Annotated in this window: 17 protein-coding genes; 7 read left to right on the plus strand and 10 right to left on the minus strand. The window is 58.2% G+C overall.

Going from position 1 to position 20748, the window contains the following annotated elements:
• Nucleotides 1–24: 24 nt before the first annotated feature.
• The 5 genes from LC531_RS21570 to LC531_RS21590 all read right to left on the minus strand — a co-directional run bounded on the left by LC531_RS21570 (nt 25) and on the right by LC531_RS21590 (nt 8272).
• On the minus strand, nt 25–1092 hold the full coding sequence (locus LC531_RS21570; protein WP_223654222.1) for a glycoside hydrolase family 43 protein: 1068 nt from the start codon (nt 1090–1092) through the stop codon (nt 25–27).
• Between the two features lie 42 nt (nt 1093–1134).
• Nucleotides 1135–2334: a right-handed parallel beta-helix repeat-containing protein gene (locus LC531_RS21575; RefSeq protein ID WP_223654224.1), complete on the minus strand. Its 1200-nt coding sequence runs from the start codon at nt 2332–2334 to the stop codon at nt 1135–1137.
• 46 nt (nt 2335–2380) lie between these two features.
• Entirely contained in the window at nt 2381–3508 is a 1128-nt protein-coding gene (locus tag LC531_RS21580) for a glycoside hydrolase family 43 protein (protein ID WP_223654226.1), read from the minus strand.
• Between the two features lie 102 nt (nt 3509–3610).
• Nucleotides 3611–5107, minus strand: a complete 1497-nt coding sequence (locus LC531_RS21585; protein ID WP_223654228.1) for a RagB/SusD family nutrient uptake outer membrane protein — start codon at nt 5105–5107, stop codon at nt 3611–3613.
• A gap of 42 nt (nt 5108–5149) precedes the next feature.
• A complete protein-coding gene (locus LC531_RS21590; protein ID WP_223654230.1) occupies nt 5150–8272 on the minus strand; it encodes a SusC/RagA family TonB-linked outer membrane protein in 3123 nt (1040 codons plus the stop codon).
• Nucleotides 8273–8984: 712 nt separating this feature from the next.
• Between LC531_RS21590 and galK the strand changes: the two genes are divergently transcribed.
• Together galK and LC531_RS21600 are read left to right on the plus strand one after the other, a co-directional pair.
• Nucleotides 8985–10154, plus strand: coding sequence for a galactokinase (gene galK, locus LC531_RS21595; RefSeq protein WP_223654232.1), 1170 nt, complete (start codon nt 8985–8987; stop codon nt 10152–10154).
• Nucleotides 10155–10214: 60 nt separating this feature from the next.
• Nucleotides 10215–10370, plus strand: a complete 156-nt coding sequence (locus LC531_RS21600) for a hypothetical protein (protein ID WP_223654235.1) — start codon at nt 10215–10217, stop codon at nt 10368–10370.
• Between the two features lie 160 nt (nt 10371–10530).
• Here the strand turns inward: LC531_RS21600 and LC531_RS21605 are convergent, their stop codons facing one another.
• From LC531_RS21605 to LC531_RS21620, 4 genes are all read right to left on the minus strand, one after another.
• Entirely contained in the window at nt 10531–11235 is a 705-nt protein-coding gene (locus LC531_RS21605; protein ID WP_223654237.1) for an IS1 family transposase, read from the minus strand.
• A 149-nt stretch (nt 11236–11384) separates the two neighbouring features.
• A complete protein-coding gene (locus LC531_RS21610; RefSeq protein WP_223654240.1) occupies nt 11385–11795 on the minus strand; it encodes a DUF2000 domain-containing protein in 411 nt (136 codons plus the stop codon).
• A 5-nt stretch (nt 11796–11800) separates the two neighbouring features.
• Nucleotides 11801–12736, minus strand: coding sequence for a bifunctional helix-turn-helix transcriptional regulator/GNAT family N-acetyltransferase (locus LC531_RS21615; RefSeq protein ID WP_223654242.1), 936 nt, complete (start codon nt 12734–12736; stop codon nt 11801–11803).
• A gap of 109 nt (nt 12737–12845) precedes the next feature.
• Nucleotides 12846–13592: an IS5 family transposase gene (locus LC531_RS21620; protein WP_223654244.1), complete on the minus strand. Its 747-nt coding sequence runs from the start codon at nt 13590–13592 to the stop codon at nt 12846–12848.
• A 130-nt stretch (nt 13593–13722) separates the two neighbouring features.
• On the opposite strand from LC531_RS21620, the gene LC531_RS21625 reads away from it, so the two are divergent.
• Both LC531_RS21625 and LC531_RS21630 read left to right on the plus strand, forming a co-directional pair.
• On the plus strand, nt 13723–15381 hold the full coding sequence (locus LC531_RS21625) for a discoidin domain-containing protein (RefSeq protein WP_223654246.1): 1659 nt from the start codon (nt 13723–13725) through the stop codon (nt 15379–15381).
• 554 nt (nt 15382–15935) lie between these two features.
• Nucleotides 15936–16472, plus strand: a complete 537-nt coding sequence (locus tag LC531_RS21630; protein ID WP_223654248.1) for a DEAD/DEAH box helicase family protein — start codon at nt 15936–15938, stop codon at nt 16470–16472.
• 251 nt (nt 16473–16723) lie between these two features.
• On the opposite strand, the gene LC531_RS21635 is transcribed toward LC531_RS21630, so the two are convergent.
• Nucleotides 16724–17071, minus strand: coding sequence for a hypothetical protein (locus tag LC531_RS21635; RefSeq protein ID WP_223654250.1), 348 nt, complete (start codon nt 17069–17071; stop codon nt 16724–16726).
• Between the two features lie 1358 nt (nt 17072–18429).
• Here LC531_RS21635 and LC531_RS21640 point away from each other — a divergent pair.
• From LC531_RS21640 to LC531_RS21650, 3 genes are all read left to right on the plus strand, one after another.
• A complete protein-coding gene (locus LC531_RS21640) occupies nt 18430–18735 on the plus strand; it encodes a hypothetical protein (RefSeq protein ID WP_223654252.1) in 306 nt (101 codons plus the stop codon).
• Nucleotides 18736–18825: 90 nt separating this feature from the next.
• The gene (locus tag LC531_RS21645; RefSeq protein ID WP_223654254.1) at nt 18826–19380 is read left to right on the plus strand and encodes a hypothetical protein; all 555 of its coding nucleotides are present in this window, start codon (nt 18826–18828) and stop codon (nt 19378–19380) included.
• Between the two features lie 281 nt (nt 19381–19661).
• Nucleotides 19662–20525, plus strand: coding sequence for a phospholipase D-like domain-containing protein (locus LC531_RS21650; RefSeq protein ID WP_223654256.1), 864 nt, complete (start codon nt 19662–19664; stop codon nt 20523–20525).
• Nucleotides 20526–20748: the final 223 nt, after the last annotated feature.

Consider the following 20748-nt stretch of genomic DNA (forward strand, 5'->3'; position numbering starts at 1 on the left):
TAATGAGTTAATTAACTAGCGCGCTTACTCGCCGGCCGGCCGGATTTGCGGCACGTTAATGGGGGTAGGCGTGCCGAAATTGGGCGAGTTGTCGGCATTCCAGGCAAACCTTTGGATGCGCGGATTGCGGTTATCCCCACAACCCTGGCCCACCAGGTTGTTGGCGTGGTACACCAGCCAGTCCTCCGTGCCGTCCTTCGACTTAAAGAAGCCATTGTGGCCCGGCCCGTAGGCCCCGCCCGCCGCGTTGGTGCTAAAAACCGGCGTGGGCGTCTTAGTCCAGGCGCTGGCTTTCAGCGGGTCGTCGGTGCTGCTCATCGTTAGCATCCCCAGGCAATAGTCGTCGGTAAAGCAATGGCTGGCCGAATAAACCAGGAAGGTTTTGCCGCCGTGCTGAATGATTTCCGGTCCTTCGTTCACCGGCAGCGGCCCCGATCTTTCCCAGGTATACTGCGGACTGCTCAGCTCCACGCGCGGCCCCGTGAGCGTCCACGGGTTGCTCATTTCCGAGATGTAGAGGCGTTGCGTATCGTTGGTATCGGTGCTGTGGCCCGACCAGAGCAGGTAGCGCTTGCCGCCCTGCTCAAACACGGTACCGTCGATGGCCCAAAAATCGGCCGTGGAGTTGTAGATGCGGCCCTTCTCGGTCCAGGTGCCGGTGGTGGGGTCGGCGTTGGCATTTTCGAGCACCCACAGGCGCTGGCCGCCGCAGCAGCTGCCCGGCCCGGCCGTGAAGTAGATGTACCACTTGCCATCCAGAAAGTGCAGCTCGGGGGCCCACACATCGTGCGAGTTGGCGGCGCTGGTGGGCATCCAGGCAATCACGATGGGACCGCTGGCCAGCTCGCTCATCTTAGCCGTTTTGCGAATGCGCACGTCACCGCCGCTCGTACTCAGAAAATAGTATATCCCATCTTTTTGGTACACCCACGGGTCGGGGCCGGAAGCCAGCAGTGGATTGGTGAACGTGGTGCTGACCGGCGTAGGAGGCGGCGCGGGGGCTGGGGCGGGGGTAGAGCCGCCATCCTTCTGGCAGGCCCCCAGGCTCAAGCTCAGCAGCAGGCCCAGCGCAAGAGTACGCAGTGTTGACATAATAGGTACTTGAAAATCAATAAATAGCAACCTGCGCACTGGCTAGCGCGCCACCGTCAGCCGACGCGTGGTAGTGGCGGTGGCCGTGGCTACCGTCACGAAGTAGCTGCCATTGGCCAGCTCGGCCGCGCCGGGCAGCGGCTGCGGGCCGGTGCCGCGCAGCGTGTGCTGCCGCACTAGCCGGCCCAGGTAGTCGCGGATGCTCACGCGGGCTTCCGTAAAGTCAGCACCCAGGTCGAGCTGTACCGGCCCCGCCGTAGGGTTTGGGTAGAGCCCCAGGCTAGCCAGCGCGGCGGCTGGAGCCGTGGCCAGCGTCACGCGGTCGGCGTACTGAATGGCCTGGCCGCCCAGCTTGTTGTTCAGCAACTCATTGTTGGTGAAGGTCATGTGCGTATCAGCATACTGCGTGAAGCGCTCCAGAATACCGTAGCCGTCGTTGTTGTTGCAGTGGTTGTTGCTGACAATCACGCCGTCGCAGCCACCAATGTTGTTCTGAAAGGTCAGCCCACTCTTGTAGTGCGTGTAGTCTACGGTGTTGCTGTCGAAGCGCGTCCCGTTAGTGGCATCGGTGCCAATGCCGCCTACCCCCCGGTTACCGGTGTTATTGAGGTGAATGTAGTTGTTGTACACGTAGCCGTTGTGGCTGTTCACGTCCACGGTCAGGCCCTCGGCTCCGTTTTCGTAAATCTGGTTGTCGCGGATGGTACCGTCCGAATGGCCGTACTGCGACACGCCTACCATGTAGTTGTAGTACACTTTGCAGCCAATCACCGTATTGAAGGCGCACACCGTGTGGCCCCCGTCGAGCAGGATACCCGCCCCCACGGCCGTTGAGTTGCCGCAGTTGTGCACGCTGCTGTTCGACACCGTGTTGTGCTGCCCGTAAATAATAATGCCCGCCTCGGGCAGGTTACCCCCGTCCAGCTCAATGAGGTCAATCGTATTGTAGTTGCCAGTGACTTCAAAGGCGGCGGCGTTGTACGCGTTAGCAGCTTTTCGTACTACCGCGCCCGCCTCACCCCGAATGGTGATGCTATTCTTGCCTTGCGGCAGCTGGATGGGCGTGGTCACGTAGTGGCTGCCCGCGCGCAGGATAATGATGTCACCCGCCTGCGCCTGATTGACGAGCGCTTGGAAGGCCGAGTTGTTGCTCGGTGCGCTTTGGTAAAAGGTGGTGGCTTGGCTAACGGCTGCTACCAGCGCCAGGCCCACCATCAGTAGGCCAGTGAAGAGATTTTTCATGGAAAAGGAATGAGTGGGAAAAGGAAAGTAATTAACTGTGTCGTCCTTAGGGTCGGGTAATCGGCGCGGGTACTGCCTCCACGGAGGGCGTGCCGTTGTTGGGCACCACGCGGGGCCAGCCACCCACGTACTCCAGCCGGTCCAGCAGCAGCACGCGGCGGGCGTCCTGCTGTTCGTCGTTCACGGCGTTAAAAGTCTTTTTGCGCACGCTGATGGCGTGGTAGGCCAGCCAGTCGTGGCCGGCCGCGTCAGTCACCACCGAGTTGTGGCCGGGGGCCAGCCAGCGTTCGTTGCGCACCAGCAGGGTGCTGCCCGGCTGCCCCGTAGCCTGCGCCAGTGTCTCAAACGGCCCGGTAGCACTGTGCGAGCGGGCTACCTGAACGGCATAGTGTGCCTGGTCGCCGCAGCAGTTGTCGCCGGAGTAGAAGAGGTAGTACCAGCCGTTGCGCCGCACCACCCAGCTGCCTTCCACCAGCTTCTGGTAGTTATCGGCCCGGCGGCTGGAATCGGGAAATAGCAGGTCTTTGACCTGGCTACCTGGCGCGAAGTGCAGGCGGTCAGCGGCCAGCGCCCGCACCTTCAGCGGCCCGAAGCCCGAGCCCCAGTACAGCAGCCGCTGCCTAGTGGCGGGGTCATCGAACTGCATAGGGTCGATGTTGATGAAGCTTGGGCCGCATTGCAAGGGCTCGGCGGTCGGCCGGAACGGCCCGGCCGGCGAAGTGGCAGTGGCCGTGGCCAGGCACAGGCCCGCGCCGGGGTTCAGGCCATCCACCGCGTTGTCGGGCTTCGCCGAGAAGTACATATAGTAGGTACCGCCCACCTCGCTCACGTGCGGGGCCCAGAACGAGTCGGTCGTATGGGCCCAGGTAGGCTTTACCGGCAGCGCGTCGCCCAGCAGCGTCCAGTGCACGAGGTCCGGCGAGCGCATCACCTGGATGTTGAGCACTTTACCCGCCCGGCGCGTTTCGGTCCCGTAAGCGTAGTAGTACCCATCGCGGGCGTGAATGACGGTGGGGTCGGGAAAGTCGGCGTCCCATACCGGGTTGGTGTACGTAAGGGGGATGGGGCCCGCCGCGGCACGGGCCTGCCGCTGGGCAGCGGCCGGCGTGGCCGCGCCAGCCAGCAGGAGTGCGCTGCCCAGCCAGCAGACGCGCCTGCTAAATGATAAGTCCATACACATTTTTTAAGAAGACTGGAAGTACCACTAATGACAAGGCCGCCGGAATTCAGCAATTCCGGCGGCCCGTTAGGGGTTGGGTAAGCTACCCACCGGCGGCTAGTAGCCGGGGTTCTGCTTCAGCTTGGGGTCGGCCGTGAGGTCGTTGCGCGGAATGGGCAGGTACTCCGACTTGCCAATTACGTAGTTGATGAAGTCGGGGTCGTGGCTGGGCGCTTTCAGCACGTCGATACTGGCCTGGGTACTCAGCAAGCCCCAGCGCTTGAGGTCGAGCCAGCGGGTGCCTTCGCCTGCCAACTCGCATACCCGCTCATGCATGAGCTGGGTACGCATTCCAGCCTGGTCGAAAGTGGCCGTTAGCGGGGCCAAGTTCACCGAGGAGCGGGTGCGCACTTGGTTGATGAGCGGTACGGCCGCGCTCGTCTGTCCAAGCTCATTGAGAGCCTCGGCCTGCATTAGCAGCACGTCGGCGTAGCGAATGAGACGGAAGTTGATGCCCGAGAAGTAGTTCTCAAAATCCTGCGTCCGGTCATCCTCATACTTGTGCCAGAATGTGTCGGTAGTTGGCACGCCACGTTGCTGGTAGGTTTGGTTAAACAGCAGCATGGGCGAGTGAAATACCGTAATGTCGCGGCGCGGGTCCACCACGCCGGCTACCGTCATTTCGTTAATTTCATTCACCAGCCAGGGCCGGGCGCGGCCATCGGTCCAACCAATGCCGGGAGGGCCAAAGAACTGGGCTCGCTCAAAGCCTTCGCTCGCGCCGGCTACGTCCTGCCCGCCGCCCTGGTTCACACTCGAAAACTGCACCTCAAATACCGACTCACTGTTATTTTCGTTGGCTACCGTAAAGTTATCCAAGTAGTTGGGCACTAGCGAGTACTTTTTGGAATCGATAATCGCCCCGAGTAGCGTGGAAGCTTCCTTCCACTTATGCTGCTGCATGTAGAGGCGGCTCAACAGGCCCTCGGCCGAGCCCTTGGTAGCATGGCCTACGTCGTTGCTCACGGGTAGATCGGCAATGGCGGCCAGCAAATCCTTTTCTACCTGGACCTGGCCTTGGTCTACGGTGGCCTGGGTGGTAGTCGTCGTGACGGTAGACGGCTCCAGCAGCATGGGCACGTTGCCAAAGTGCTCCACTAGATTGAAATAATACACGGCCCGCAGGAAGTGCGCTTCGGCCAGTATTGTTTTCTGCAACGTAGCGTCCATCTTGATGGTCGGCACGTAGGCTAGCAGCTGGTTACAGCGGTATACGCCCCGGTAGTGGTCCTCGTAAATAACGCGGGTTGGCTCCAGGTTGTAGTCGAACTGCACGAACCGCGTGAAGTTGGCCAGGTCCGTCCACGGGCTCAGGCTGTAGCCCTCATCCGAGCGAATATCGTTGGCGAAGTGAATCCAGCGGGCGTAGGTACCCGGAAACTGGAGCGCCGAGTAGGCCGCCGTGAGGCCCGCCTGCGCGTCGGCCTGGGTTTGCCAGAAATTGCCCACCGTGGGTTGGTTGGGATTGACTTTGTCAAGCAAATCTTTCTGGCACCCCGTGCTCAGCAACAGCGTGCCGAGCAGCAGGGTAGCGGTTGTTTTATAAAAATTCATGATGAGTAAAGCATTAAGTTGAAAGCTGAGCTACTGGTGGGGCTAGAACCCAAGCTGAATGCCGCCGGTATAGGTGCGCAGGTTGGGGAAGGCGCTGAAGTCTACCCCCCGCTCGAAGAAGTTGCCGTTGACGAATTCAGGGTCGGGCCCGCCGTATTTCGTCACCGTAATCAGGTTCTGGCCCGTCACGTATACGCGCAGGCTGCTAAAGCCCTTCACCCGGCCCAGCACCGCCTTGGGAATGGTGTAGCCCAGGGTCACGTTCTTGAGGCGGGCGTAGGAGCCATCCTCCAAAAAGCGCGAGCTGCCGCGTGAGTTAGAGCCGGCCGCCGACTGCAAGTCGCTGGTGGCCCCGCCGGCCTGCAGGGCGCGGGGGGTAGTAGTCGAAGGGTTGTCAGGCGTCCAGGGCTGGAAGTCCGCCCGGAAGTTGCTGGGGTCGTCGGTACGGTCCATGGTGGCGCGGGCCACGTTAAATACCTGATTGCCATAAGAACCCTGAATCAGGAACGACAGGTCGAAGCCCTTATAGGCCGCGTTGGCGCTGAAGCCATAATTGAACTTCGGAATGTCCGTGTCATAGTACACCCGGTCGTCGTCATTGATTTGACCGTCGCCGTTGGTGTCGCGGTAGCGCACGTCACCGGGCTTGGCAAAGGGCTCAATCACCTTACCGGCCGCGTTCGTGTAGCTGTTTACCTCGTCCTGGGTCTGGAAAATGCCGTCGAACGGAATCAGGAAAAAAGCGCCCACCGGGTGGCCCACCGCCGTCTGGGTCGCGCCGCTGCCGATTACCTGACCTTCCTGGGCCAACTGCAACACCTGGTTTTTCACAGTCGAAAGGTTAGCCGAGAAGCCGTAGGTGAAGGCCGACCGGCTTTCCTGATAGGTAGCCTGAAACTCCAGGCCCTTGTTTTGCAGGCTGCCGATGTTGGCGAACGGGTTGCCCCCAAAATTACCCAGGTAAGCAGGCAGCGTAGGGTTCACCAGCGCATTCTTGGTGGTCGAATTGTAGTAGTCGGCCGAAAACGTCAGGCGGTCATTGAGCACCCCAATGTCCAGGCCCACGTCAGTGGTATAGCGCGATTCCCACTTGATACCCGTGCTGGGCAGGGCTGTCTGAATCTGGCCGTTGGTGACTACCTGGCCCGAATACGGGTAATTAACATTCTGGTTAATAACTCCCTGGTAAGCGTAGTTACCAAGGTTGTCGTTGCCATTCACCCCGTAGCTGCCCCGTAGTTTGAGGTTGCTGATGGCGGGCACCGCCTGCTTGAAGAATTCTTCCTCACTGATGCGCCAGCCCACCGAGGCCGCACCGAAGTTGCCGTAGCGGTTTTCCGGGGCAAAACGCGACGAGCCGTCGCGCCGGAAGCTACCCGTCACCAGGTAGCGGCTCTTGTAGTCGTAGGCCAGCTGCGTGAAGTAGGAGCGCTTGGAATATTCCTGAATACCGCCAAACACGTTGGTAGTGCCGGTGCCCGCGTCGAGTACGTAGCCATCCTGCGCGCCCGGCGCGTTATTAACGAAGCTACGGGCAGTGGCCCCAGCGTTTGTGTTTTTACCCCGCTGTTCCGAGTAGCCCAGCAGCAGGTTCACGCCGTGGTCGCCAAAGCGCTTGTTAAAATTAAGGGTATTCTCGGCCAGCAGGAAGGTATTGTCGCCCCGATTCTCGGTTAGGAACGACGGGTCAGTCGGCGCGTTCTGCGAGATGCGGCCGAAGCGCCGGGCATCGCGGTCCGTATAGTCCAGCGACTCTACCCCCAGGTTGAGGCGGTAGGTTAAAAAGTCGAAGAAGGCATACTCGGCGGTGACGCTGCCCTGCAGGCGATTATTATACTGCGTACGGGTTTCAATCGTCTGCGAGCCTACCGGGTTGGTGCCGAAGGTATTGGCCGCCGGCGAGCCGTAGCCGTAACCCGCCGTGTAGGGCGATTCGTTGGGGTTATATACCGGAATGGTAGGCAGTAGACGAATGGCATCCTGAAATGGCTGACCGTTGGCGAGCGTGGTAAAAGCGTGCGCCAGCTGCATCGACTCACTCAGCTTGAACTTGCCGTATGTCAGGCCCGAATTGAGGCGCAGCGTGTAGCGGTTGAAGTCGGTGCCAATCAGCGCGCCCTTCTGGCTAAACACGTCGCCCGAAATCAGGAAGTTGGTGCTGTACTTGTCTCCCGACGAGCCACCCGACAGGTTGGCGTTATAATCCTGCACCGTACCGGTGCGCAGAATCTCGCTCTGCCAATCGGTATCGGCGTAGTTTTCGGGGTTGGCCACCGAACCAGGGAAGGGTAGGCCCGCATTGGTGTACGCCTGGCGCTCAATGGCGGCCCACTGGGCAGCATTGGTTAGCTTCCAGCGGCTCACCGTGTTTTGCACGCCCGCGTAGGCATTTACGCCCACCGTGGGCTTGCCCGGCTTGCCCTTGCGGGTCGTGATGATAATCACCCCGTTGGCCCCCCGCGAACCGTAGATAGACGTCGCGGAGGCATCCTTAAGGACCGTGAGGGAGGCAATGTCGGCCGGGTTCAAGTCACGGATAACGTCCGTCCACAACCCGTCCACTACGTAAAGCGGCGCGCTACCCCCGTTGATGCTGCCCAGGCCGCGAATAGTGATGCTCGGGTTCTGGCCAGGGTTACCGCCGTTGTTGATTTGCACGCCCGTCACGCGGCCCTGAATAGCCTCGGTGATGGTGGCTACAGGGGCTTTTTTGGCCTCCGCCACGTTGGCGGTACTCACGGCGCTGCTCAGGTTCTGCCGGTCCTGAGTGGTATAGCCCAACACTACTACTTCATCGAGCTGCTTATTATCCTGTTGCAGCGTCACGGCCAGGGCCCGGCCGTCGGCCGGCGCCGGTACTTCCTGGGTTACAAACCCAATGGAGGACAGCACCAGGGTGGCCCCGGCGGGCGCATCGAGCGAAAATTTTCCGTCGGCATCAGTATTCGTGCCGGTGGTAGTGCCTTTCACGAGCACCGTTACGCCCGGAATACCCTCGCCCTTTGCATCGGTGATGCGGCCGGTAATGGGGGCAGCGGGCTTGGCACCGGCGTGGGCCAGCGGTGCGGGTATTGACCAGGGCGTAGCGGAGGCCGTCGCTAACGGAAGGCAACACGCCAAAACGGGAATCAGCAACCGCCCAGTAGGGGGTATCAGCTTTTTCATACGGGTGGGATTGAAGTGGAAATGAAGAGCAACGCAAGCAGAATCAGCCTTTTTGTGCAATCGTTTGCATTGGGATGCAAAAAAAAGGTGACGCTGGCAAAAGGCAGTTAGTGGGGAAGCCTAAACTGCTAGCGACGGGGTAGTCGAGATAACACATACGACTTCACTAAATGTACTTAGTTTGGCTCCGGCACTAACTACGAGGACGAAAGGCACACCTACTACCCAGCACTTTGCGGCGTAAAAGTAGCGGACTTTTAGAAAAAAGCAATACTAAAAAGAGAATTTTTGATAATCTGCTTTTTTTTCTTTTGGCTGTAGTTTTTTCACAAAAAATAACCCGACAGTTTTTAATTAAAGTTAACAGTTTCCCTTAGCGCCTTGCTATCCCAGTTTGACTACTGGTTTAGACGTGGCCTAGGACGCGTATTGCTGGTACTAGCGCACATTCGCTCGCATAATTTTCTGGGAGGGCATCTTATCTTTTCACCAAGAAAATGCGAGTTTATTAAGGATGGTTTTTATGTCTTAATAGACTAACTAGAAGCCTATTACAAATTATCAGTGTATTCTGCCACGAGCACGTTTAGCTATATATCTGGCGGCGGTAAGCCAACAATAAAGTGCAAACGTTTGCATTTTCAATCGCTGCTCCTCACCTTTAATCGCTCGCAGTGGCTTACCCATCTTACCCGTCCATCAGAGCTTGTTCATGCTCTCCACTACTATTCCCGCGCTTTTTCAGCAACGCTTCGGCTACGCTCCGCTGGTAGTGCGTGCCCCCGGCCGCATTAACCTTATTGGCGAGCACACCGACTACAATAATGGCCTAGTACTGCCAGCCGCTATAGCCAAGGAAATTATTTTTGCTATTGGGCTCAATGGCACCGCGCTTGTTCGCCTGCTGGCACATGACCCAAACGAGTGGTACGAAGTAACCCTTGCCAATGTGCAGCCCGTGTCAGTGCAGTGGGCCAACTACCTGCTGGGCGTGGTAGCACAGCTCCAACAACGTGGCGTGGAGGTGCCAGGCTTCGACTGCGTGTTCGGCGGCGATATACCAATGGGTGCGGGCTTATCATCGTCGGCTGCCGTGGAGTGTGGGTTGGCCTTCGCGCTGAATGAGCTGCTGAGCCTGGGCCTCGACCGGCTGGCGCTGGCCAAGCTGGGGCAAGCGGCCGAGCACCAGTACGCTGGGGTGCAGTGTGGGCTCATGGACCAGTTTGCCAGCCTGTTTGGGCAGCCGGGGCAGGTGGTGCGGCTCGACTGCCGCTCACTCGACTACGCCTATTTTCCGTTCGACGCCGCACGCTACCACTTAGTGCTCTGCAACTCGGGCGTGAAGCACGCGCTAGCCTCGTCGGCGTATAATACCCGGCGGCAGGAATGCGCCGAGGGGGTAGCGATTTTGCAGCGCCCCTACCCCACCGTGGCCAGCCTGCGCGATGCTACCCTGGCGCAGCTGGCGGCCTGCCGCCCCACCCTGGGCGAGGTAGTGTACCAGCGCTGCCGCTACGTGGTGGAGGAAAACGAGCGCGTGAAGCAGGCTTGTACTGCTTTGATGACCAACGACATGAACGCCGTGGGTCAGTTGCTGTACGCCAGTCACGCCGGCCTGCGCGACGACTACGCCGTAAGCTGCCCCGAATTGGATAAGCTGGTGGCGCTGGCTACCGACCGGCCCGGTGTGCTAGGCGCTCGCATGATGGGCGGCGGCTTCGGCGGCTGCACCCTCAACCTAGTGGAAGCCGCGCACGTGAGCAACTTTATAGAGGGCATGGCGGCCGATTTTCTGGCCTTTTACCAGCGCGAGCTGGAAATGTACCAGACAACCATCGTGGGCGGCGTGAGCGTTGCTCGGCAAGCCGAATTGGTGCAGTAGAAAGCGGTACTTTTCCCAAAGATCGTCCTACTGTTCTCCTAACCCCCTCCCACCCCGCACATGTTCTCCCATCGTCACTTTTTGACCGGCTCGGCCGCTGGCCTGGCTTTGCTGGCTATGCGCACACCCGCGGCCCGCACCTATACCAACCCGGTGCTGGCCCGCGATTTTCCCGACCCGTTTGTGGAGAGCATCAACGAGTGTGGAGCAGTATAGAGGCAACCGACTTGCGAGTCAACTTGGGGAGCCGTACTTGTTCGTGAAAGCGATGCCCCAACCAGCTGCTACGCCAAGCTTATCGGAAAGCATCAAAAAGTGTGGGGCAGTCAGGTTCAACTGCTTGCTGACTAACTTGAAAAGAAGTATTGGTGCTGGTCTACTTTAGGATACTACTGCGGTTGTGATTGTCAATGACCATCTTAATTCGGGCAGTGTGCATCTGCAGGCATTTACTGAACGAGCAGCTCTTGCGAACCAGCACGCTGCAGCGCTGGCGCAGGGAACAGTTGATGGCCTCGACGATACTGGTCTGGCCCTCGCCTTTCGGGCAAGGCCGATGCTGGTAGCGCGGCAACACCTTGCTATAGGTTTTCCACTCGTCCGTAAAATACCAGCAGCGCTGTCGGTAACGCCGGGGCAACGCCTGCCAGAGACGATGAGCGGTGGCTTCCCCTCGGCTGCCCAGCGTCCCGGCGACGATGCGTCGACTCGTCCGTTCCACAGCCAGCCATAGCCAAACTTTGCGTTTCCGCTGGCCCACGAACGTCCACATTTCATCCTGCTCGAGCACTTCCCCTCGCTTTTTCTGGACTTTTTTGGACCGCAGACGCGGCAGCGGCGGGCTGCTGGCTGGCGCTTTTTTTACTTGTTTGGCAATGGTCATCCGTGCCATACCCGTCGCACGCACGATGCTGCGTTGCGAGTTACCCTCCCCCAACCACTTGTCTACCTGCGCGTACTGAGCGGCCTTGGCTACCGCCGCTGGCACAAAGCGCGCCTGGTAACGGCAGGCTTTATTGATAACGGGCGTGTCCCTGACTAGAGCCGTTGCGCCGAATTTGGTTGCTGCCGCATTTGGCACAGAAGTGTTGCGTATAAATCATAAGTTCGGCTACGGATTTCATCCTCATTTAGACCACCGCCTGAAAAATAGTGTCTGCTCCTACCAGCGATAGCACTCTGAAAGCAATCCAGCTGCTATTCGTGGCAAGTCTCGCCCCTTGCTCCTTGTTAAGGATGAAATTTTAGTCCTTTCAGGGCCTTGTCAACCTGCTTATTCTCCCCATACATTACGATGCCCACTAGCTCGTGCTCCTGGTCAGGTAGGCGGGCCATCTCGGCCATATTTCCTTCTTCGTTCTTGGTGGCAAACAACGCGCGGGTGTAAATGCCGAGTCGTACCCCGCGCTCCCGCGCCCGCTCGAACGCTTTGCGCACCTCGTCCGGCCCTTCGGCGCGGTACACCAGGATGGGGTGCTTGAGAAACGGCAGAAAGGTGGACTGCGAAGCCGTCACAAAGGGCTGGCCATGCGTTTCCGGAAACTGAATCGCAATCGCGCTGGCCAAAAAAGCCGTCACGTTGAGCTTTTGCCAATCCAGCAGGTCCGCGCTGAGGACAATGGCGATTTTGTGGTCGTACATGGGCGTTAAGGGGTGAGATGAAGTTCCATTTGAATGTTGCACCGCTCGTAGGGCGATGGGGTACCGGTCACGGTTTTACGAAAGCCCAACTTGTAGTAGAGCTTCAGGGCGGGGCCGAGTTTGGTGTTGCTTTCCAAGTACACACGCTTAGCCCCGAGGGAGCGGGCTTTCGCTACGGCGGCCTCGCCTAAGCGAGAGCCAATGCTCAAGCCCTGCGCCGTAGGCGAGACCGCCATCTTGGCCAGTTCGTAGGTCTGGGCGTCCATTTTGATGAGCGCGCAGGCCCCCACCACGGCCCCCCGGTAGGCCGCGAGCCAGATGTGGCCCCCTGGGTTTAGGATATAGGCGTCGGGCTCGTCCAGGGCCTTCAGGTCGGCGGGCTCCACCCGGAAGTACTGCTCAATCCATTCCACGTTCAGGCGCTTGAAATCGGCCTGGTACGGCGAGGCGTAGTCGAGCACCTGCACCTCGGCCGCCATGCGCCGGTCGCGCACGGCCTTCACCCGGCTGGCCAAGTTGTGCTGCGACAAGGCGTATTCCACCTCGCCAATCGCCAACCAGAGGTTGTGCCGGGTCTCGGCCAATAGGTCTTCGGTGGCCAGGTGCACGTCGCCCACCTGCTCTTGCAAGGCTGGCCATAAGGCCGCCCCATTCTCGGTGAGGGTAACGACGCTGCGGCGCAGGTCATCTTTTCCCCGCTTGGTGCTCACTAGGCCGTGCTTGACCAACTCTTTCACTACCTGACTCACGGCGACGTGGGTATGGCCAATCACCTGGGCCAATTCGCCCACTGATTGCCCCGGCTGTTCGGCTACCGAGTAGAAAACCGGAAACCAACGCGGCTCAAAAGGCAGGCGATACAGCGTGTATACCTCGGCGGCTTGCCTGGTCATTTGCTCACTGAGCCGACGCAAACGACTGCTAAGAGCGGCAGAACCCATTTGCTCGAAAAAATCCATTATGTGTTTGTAGTTACGTAAGTACTTACAAAAATAGTAAAAAAATTTAACTCCGCCGATTGTTATAAGGTGTTGGAGAATCAAACAGGAATTAATTAATATATATGTTAGCAAAAAATAACCAAATTTCGTGGGAGCGTGGGGTAAATTCGTAGTCAATGGCCAGTCGGCGAAAACTGGTGAGCCAGGCAAAAGTGTGCTCGACAACCCAGCGATTGGCCACCGGAACAGAGCCCCGGGTGCTGGGCGGCCGACTACCTATCTGATGCAAGAGGCCGAGCTTGACCACGTGCCGGGCGAAGCGTCCCCGATATCTTTTATCCGTGACAACAGTGACCAAACGGGCGCCCCAGGCCGGGCGAGTGGGCAGCAGCAGGAGGGCTTCCACCCCATCATGGCCGTTGGTAGCGTGCACCCGGCAGGCCATCATGCGGCCTTGCACGTCGGTCAAAATCTGACGTTTACGGCCATTGACGTGCTTACCCCCATGTAGGCCCCGGTGCTCAAAAATGCGTGGGGCGAGCCGCACGCTTTGGCTATCGAGGCAGACAAGCGAGGGGGTAGCCGGCCGGCCAGCGGCCACGCGGTCGGCTTGATTGACGGCATCCGCTAGGGTCTGCCACAAGCCTGTGAGTTGCCAGCGACGAAAGTAATAGTACACGGCCGACCTGGGGGGAAAGCAAGCAGGCAGACAGCTCCAATGACAGCCCGTGCGGTAGCTATAGCGCAGGGAATCAACGATTAAACGCAGGCAGTGGCGACGTTTGCGTTGCACGGGTAACAGCGCAGCGATAACTTGCCACTGCGAGTCAGTAAGGGGTTGATAACAGTCAACCATCAAGCGAGCCGGAGCCTAGGAACTCCGCTTGCTGCTTACTGGCTCGTTTTCTTTTGGGTTAGCCCTAATTCCTAACACGTTCTAAATACGCGCTTAGTATTTTCTTCAGTCTTCACACAGTCCCACCCCCATGAAAAAACTTCTTCTCCTAGCTGCCGGGCTGAGTGCCAGCTTGGCCGCCCGTAGCCAAACAGGCCCCACCTGGACCCAGATATGGAGCGATGAATTCAACGCCCCCACGCTGGACCTGACGAAGTGGAGCTACGAAACTGGCACCGGGGTTAACGGCGACTTTGGCACCGGCCAGCTCGACCGGGCCACCGACCGGCCCGAAAACGTGGCTATCGAAACAGGTATTGCCGGGGCCGACGGCGGCGTACTGCGCATCAGCACCCGCAAGGAAACTTATATGGACCGCAACTATACCAGTGGCCGTATCACGAGTAAGGATAAGGCCTTCTGGGGCCCCAACCACCGCATTGAGGCCCGCATGTGGCCCAAAGGAGTGCGTACCAAGGGGCAGGGCTTTGCCTTCTGGATGCAGGGAAACGAAGCTCCGGTGGGCGTTACGAGCCTGACCTGGCCGCAGCTGGGCGAGGTTGATATTATGGAGTACGTAGGCGCCATCCCAGCCCACAACCTGGGCACGGTGCACTACGCCTACCAATACAATAACAACCAGTATGCCGACTGGAACCACGGCCAGCACGGGGGCTACTACAGCTTTGCCGAGCAACAACTGCCCGACAGTCCCGAGTGGCTGCGGGTGGACCTGGGCGGGCTCTACAACGTCAGCCGCGTGAACCTGAACTGGGAAAACAACGGCAAGAGCTACGTGGTCGAAACCTCCACCGACGGCACTACCTGGCAGCCGGCCTATAGCACCAGCACCGGTAAGGGCGGCGTCAACGAACTGACCTTTACGGCCGTGAGCGCCCGGTTTGTGCGGGTCACGGGCACGCTCCGCGTCAATCAGTACGGCTACTCGCTGTATGAGCTGCAAGTATTTGAGGGCAGCAGCACCAACCTGGCCCTGAACAAACCGGCCACCTCGTCTAGCGTCGAAACCGCGACGTTAGGGCCGACTTTAGCCGTCGATGGCGATGTGAAGACCCGATGGGCAAGCAGTTATCGCAATCCGCAGTACCAGAGTGGCGTGATGGCTAGCACCACCGACCCCACCATCGGGGCCAACGGCTGGCACACCTACGGCATCGATTGGTATGGCGACCGGATGGAGTTCCTGGTCGACCACCAGGTGTACCACATCCACTATTTCAACGACGGGGCAGTTTCGGGTCTGGTGGACGGCCAGAATGAAGAAGGCGAAGCGTTGGTCAACGGCAAGAAGGTGCTGCAATCGGAGTACTCGAACCTCTATCCCGAGTGGCACCCCTTCGAGCACAAGCTGTACGCCATCCTAAGCGCCGGCGTCGGCGGCAGCACCAACACGTACGGCGGTGCTATTGACCCAGTCGCCCTGTTTCCGGCCGATGTATACATCGATTGGGTGCGCGTTTATTCCAATCAGGTAATTACCGCGACTACGTCATCCCAGACAGCGGCTAGCCAGGTTACGGCCTACCCTAATCCGGTAGCTACCACCTGCCAGCTAACCAACGTAGCCGAAGGCGCGGCGGTGAGAGTCATTGATGTAACCGGCCGGGTAGCCCTGCAAACTCGGGTAAGCCGTAGCGCGGTAGATATCAGTTCGTTGCGCGCGGGCGTATACGTACTGGTGCTGCAGGATAAAAACGGGGTGCAGCAGCTGAAGGTAAGCAAGCAATAAACACCGTGATGTTTCAGTACTTGATGAACCAATCAACCTATGAGCTAACAGTTGACGAGCATTCCTGAACACCACAATGACTTGTAAGTAAATATAAAAGCTGCGTTATAAAGCGCAGCTTTTATTATGACGATTTATTCTTTCGGTTTGCAATAATAAGCTAAATTCGGGTTCATTTTAGCTATTATCGGATTCAATTATTTTCAAGTATGGAAGGGTAAAAAATAGGATGTTATTAGACATTTTGATTGGTCGTAGATAGCGACGCGGTTTACTTATCGCTTCCTATCTAGGCCGAGCATCACAGGCCACTTTAGGTATTGTTTGTAAACATTATGATACCTAAACTCTCGCTAAAAAGCGCCTGTGGCTCAGACAGCTTTTGTAACGCGCAGGGAAGAGCGGGCGACACGTGGTTCGCTGACCATGAAAGATAGCTACTTCTTACATAATAAGGTAATAAGGAGTCGTCTGGTAGTGGTTGAGCTGGGGTATACCTTCACGAGGGTAAATTGCCCTTGCCACTTCCTATAGCTGCTTTTTTATCTCCTCGTATGCCTTCCTCGTCTGACTCGACTACCCGCGCAGCCGCGCGCAAGCAGGCTTTACAGGACCAGGTGCTGGCCACCATCCAGGGGCGGCGGCTGGCCGGCATCGCCCTGACCATGGGTCTGGGCAAAACCCTTATCGGCCCCCGGACTGGTCAGCGTCACGTTGCCGCTGGGAAGCTCCCCGAGCAAGTGGCCGCTAAGCCCTTTCTGGTGGCGGCCCCTACGCAGGCTATTCTGGATTCCTGGCCCCAAGAAGCCCATAAGTTTGGCCTAGCGCACCTGCTCGACCACATCGTGTTTACCACGTACCGCTCGTTGGGCAAAGCCCTAGCGGCCGGTGCGTATCAGAAGCTCTACCTCAACGAGTGCCACGCCCTGAAAGACTCGCATGAGCCGGGCCTGAAAGCGCACGCCGCTAAGAAGCGGAGCATCTTAGGGCTAACGGGCACGCCGGCTACCTCGCGGTGCAGGGTATCGGTGGGCAGCGGCCCGCCCCAGTTGCTCACGAATACCCGGCCGCCAGCCACGGCCACGCCGTAGGGCGCTACTCCGGTGGGCTGAGTCCAGAGGCGCTCGCCGGTGGCCAGGTCGAGCTTGGCGAGCTGGTTGTTGCCGTTCAGCACCACATAGAGGCAGCGGCGGCCGCCCTCGGTGGTCAGAGCCAGGTCGTTGGGTAGGGCCAGTGGCGCCCCCACCGGCGCGAATGAAAACACGCGCCGCAGGTGCAGCTGGCCGGCCGAATATTCAGCATCGAGTACGCCGCCCTGGCGGGTCTGGCCATTGTCGGCGCTTCAAAGCAGGTGCACTACCCCTTCCTGGCGCAGCACCTTCAGACCCGAGTAGGTGCTCATCATGCCCTTGGTGCGGGCATCATCGGCGTAGGTCCAGCGGGCTACTACGTTGCGTTGGGTAGTATCTATCAAAGCCACGCCGTAGCGGTCCTCCACGGCCAGCAGCGGGGTATCAGGCACCAGCTGCACGTCGAGGGCGTGGTTTTCGAGGTCGGCGTTACCGTAAGCTACCACCTGGCCGGCGGGGGCTAGCAAGCGGTTGTAGGGCATTAGCACTGGCAAGTGGGTGTTATGCAGCGTGCTGTCGTCGTAAAGACTGTGCTTAGTAGCCTGTTCGGGACTGAGCACTGCCTGTTTAGTGTGCGGGCTTGAGCAAGCCGCCAGACCAGTAAGCAACAAATTGCCCTGTCTATACCATAATTATTCCATTTCATGCGGAGCAAAGCGGTTAGGAAGAACTTGCCGATGGTCTTTTTCCTTCATTAAAGTGCAAAGCTATCGCGAGCAAATACCGCGAATGTGTTCTGCATATTATTATTGGAGGTTTGAGGAACGGTATGCTTTAGAGGCATCTTGCAGTAGGTTAAATCCCCTATTTCGCTTATCCCACTAGTGAATAAGCTCCGTATTTTTCAGACTAACATCGCTGACTGTTAATAGAGAACCATCCAATAAGGGCCCCACTATTGGCAACGGTACAGCAGTCAAACAGTGACATTATGCACACTTACACGTGGTTGAATTAGACTGACAAGCTGCTGCTGAGACTGTCTCATAGATCTCCTCTTGCTATTTGTGATTGTTTGTTGAATGAGCAGAATAATTCCGATAGTATCTATGCCCCGCACTTTCTCACTTTATACAAAAATCATTGGGAAAGTCCTAATCGGCGAGCTTCGTCGAGCGCTAGTGTACGCAATAAGGTCGCTGCTTTCATACCTCGCACCGCTGCCGTCTTTTCAATGAGTGTTTTTTCTTCGGCAGTAGTCTCAACATTGATTTGAGGTTTACGGGGTTTACCAGGGTTTCTCATACTACAAAGGTATCAACCCTAGTATAACCCTTAAAATAGTTTAGAATCGCATTTGGAATCAAGGAAAACACTAGGGTATATTTGTAACGCTCAAGCAGAGCACCTCACTCCGTAGTAAGCAAAAAGAGGCCATCCCCGGCAAGGGATGGCCTCCGATATAGCACCTGTTTGGCGCAGGCACTACGGTTGGGTTCTTACAAACCTTACCCCAAAATTACATGAAAAATCATGTAAATAGGACAAGTACGCTCCTTAGCGTGCCTCCTACCGCCTTAGGCGAGCTGCGTCAGCACGGCCTCTTGCCCCTCATCGGCAACCCCCTTTTCAGCGCAGCGGAACAACTGCGGGCCAACCATTTCGTCCACGAAAGCGACGATATTGCTCGTCTAACTCGCTGGGGCGCAAACGTACTGGCCGAAATTGCCCGTCGTCAAGCCGAAGCTGCCCGCCAGCGCCGCGACCTCGCCACGTGCGCCTCGTTGCGTCAGCTGGGTTCTGACAGCTTTCGCGGCCACCGCTCCCGCCCGCGCCAGGCCGTCCCGAGCTGGGTACCCGGTACCTTCTTCCCCGACAGGTCCGACCGCCGGGCCGGCATGTTCGACCGTTTAGCCGTCGCTAGCTTTCAAACAGCCGACGCGCTAACATTTGCTGAACTACTTAGCCAGCGAGCACGATGAGCTACCGTCACGACCTCAAGCTGCTACGCCGCGCCCAGAAGCAGGCCAAGCGCCAACTACGCCAACTCGCCAAGCTGGAGCTCACCGGCCTGACCGCTGTCACGCTCCATGCGCATACCCGGCAGGTGACAATTACGCTCGCCTCGTCGACGGGTGCCCCCTTCACAGACGCGCTACGGGAGGCTTTGCGCGAGCACCGCCAGGAGTTGCAGGCCGAGGCCCAGCAACTCCTGCTTACCTGGCTGGAAGATGAGCAACTGCGCGACCGCTCAGCCCTGGCTGCCGGGCTCCCCCTGGCCTAGCGACTTCCCTACCCCAGCGAAAGACCAGCCGCTGCTGATTACAGCGGCTGGTCCCCGCGTGCCCCATCTACTTTCTTCTATTGCTACGTTATGTTCTTCCCCACTGCCTCGCTCCTGCCCTATGCGCAGGCCACAGCGACCCAACAGGCCCAGGCCCTACACTACCTGCAAGCCCGCTTGCAGCCCCACTTTCCGACCTTGCCGGAACGCCCTTTCGTCCGCACGCTGGCGGAGTGTCGCCCCGCGCTGCTGCTCACCGGGACACAAGTGTCATTCGCCTACCCCGAGCTGACTCAGCTGGTCCAGTACCTGGGCAACGCACCCGAACTGCCAGTGCTCGACCCGCCCCTCTACGGCTGGTCGGCACTGAAACTGGCCCAGTACATTCTGCATACCAACGAGCTAGCGGTAAGTGCGCTCACCGAACTGGTCCGCGCGCTGAACACTCGTTACGGTCCTCAGCTTGAGGCGCTGCTTCGACGCCTCGCCCGGCCTTACCCGCTGGCTGAGCAGGTGGTGCAGGCCCAGCTTTGGGATTTGCCCGGCAGCCCCCAATTACCCCTGGGCATCCCCGGTGGGGGTCCAGCGCCTGGTAGCCCGGTGGTCGAGCGTCTACTCCAGCAACTCGTCTCACTAGTTAATTAGTCAACGAGGTAGCGGATTGTCACGCAGACCAGAGAAATATCTCCGAGCCGGAAGTTTTCTCTGGTCTGATTTGCTTACTATGTAGCACTTGAATTATCCTACTCCTACTAAGGGCTGCCCCGAGGGGTCAAAGATATCCCACAACCAGGCTTTGCTGTTCAACAGCTAGAGTTAGGATAGATTTTGTGAATCAGCTAGATTTGTTAACCCCTAGCCGCTCCAGTACCTAATCACTTACTGGACCCGGCATAATCTTATTTTTTACTAGCTCTATTCGGGTGATGGTTCTGTCTTCCTACAAAATCACCGGTGCGGTGTTCGATATCATCCACGGGGCTACCGATGAACTGGTACTAGTATCGCCCCGCGTAAGCCTCACCTACTGGCAGAAAATGGCTACGGCCATCAAGGCAGCCCGCGACCGGGGCGTGCACATCGATTTTTTTATCCGCTCCGAGTCGGCGGGCCTCGGCAGCAAGCAGCAGGTAGAAGCCCTGGGCATCGTGCCTTACCTGATACCCAACCTGCGAGCCACTTTTTACTACAACGCCACCAGCGGCCTGCTTACATCGATGAATCTGTTACACACTGCGGACGGTAACTCCATCGAAAGTGGCTGTCACCTTGACAGCCAGTCAGAAATTGATGGGTTGCGGCGTTTCGTGAAGCAGCACCTGCTTCCACCAAAAACCTGGCAGCCGCCTAAGACCGAAATCAGTGCCGAAGACCGGCACATAGCAACGGCCGAGTTTGGCCAGGTACTGGCCGCCCACCTCGAAGCACAATTAGAAAAGGACTCGCAGGTAGAGGCCCTGCTGAACGGCAGCAATCTAACTATCTGGACGTTGCGCAACAGCTTCACGGCCGCCATCGAGTGCCCCGGTAACCACTTGGTGCTCCACGGTATCGTGTCGGCTAAGGAAGCCGACCGTTTTGCCACCCAGCATCAGCCCCATTTTACGACCGTTGCCCTCCACTATGAGGTGCAACCCGGTGGCCAAGGCAACTATGACCAAGTGCGGGGTACGCTGCCGCAATCGCTCTCGGCGAGTAGCTTCGACGCCCTTACGCTACCCGAAAAAAAGCAGCTGCTTGCACTTATCGCCGGCTTCGTGCGAGCCGTGCGTTCTTTCAAGGATGCCTGACGCCTCATAAAACAACGAAAAAAGCTGGCCAACCGAAGTAGAGCTACTTTACAGCCTTATTATCAGCGGGGCATCATCTTACCTAAAATGCCGGCAATGACTACCTGCTACTACATTTTTGTCTATTCAGCGCTGGACACGCCCACGACGGACCAGTAGTAGCCTATGGCTATCGCTACTGCACCTGCGTGCCAGTCCATACCCGCCTCCTCAATTATTTATA

The sequence above is a fragment of the Hymenobacter psoromatis genome, from assembly GCF_020012125.1.
Taxonomy (GTDB): domain Bacteria; phylum Bacteroidota; class Bacteroidia; order Cytophagales; family Hymenobacteraceae; genus Hymenobacter; species Hymenobacter psoromatis.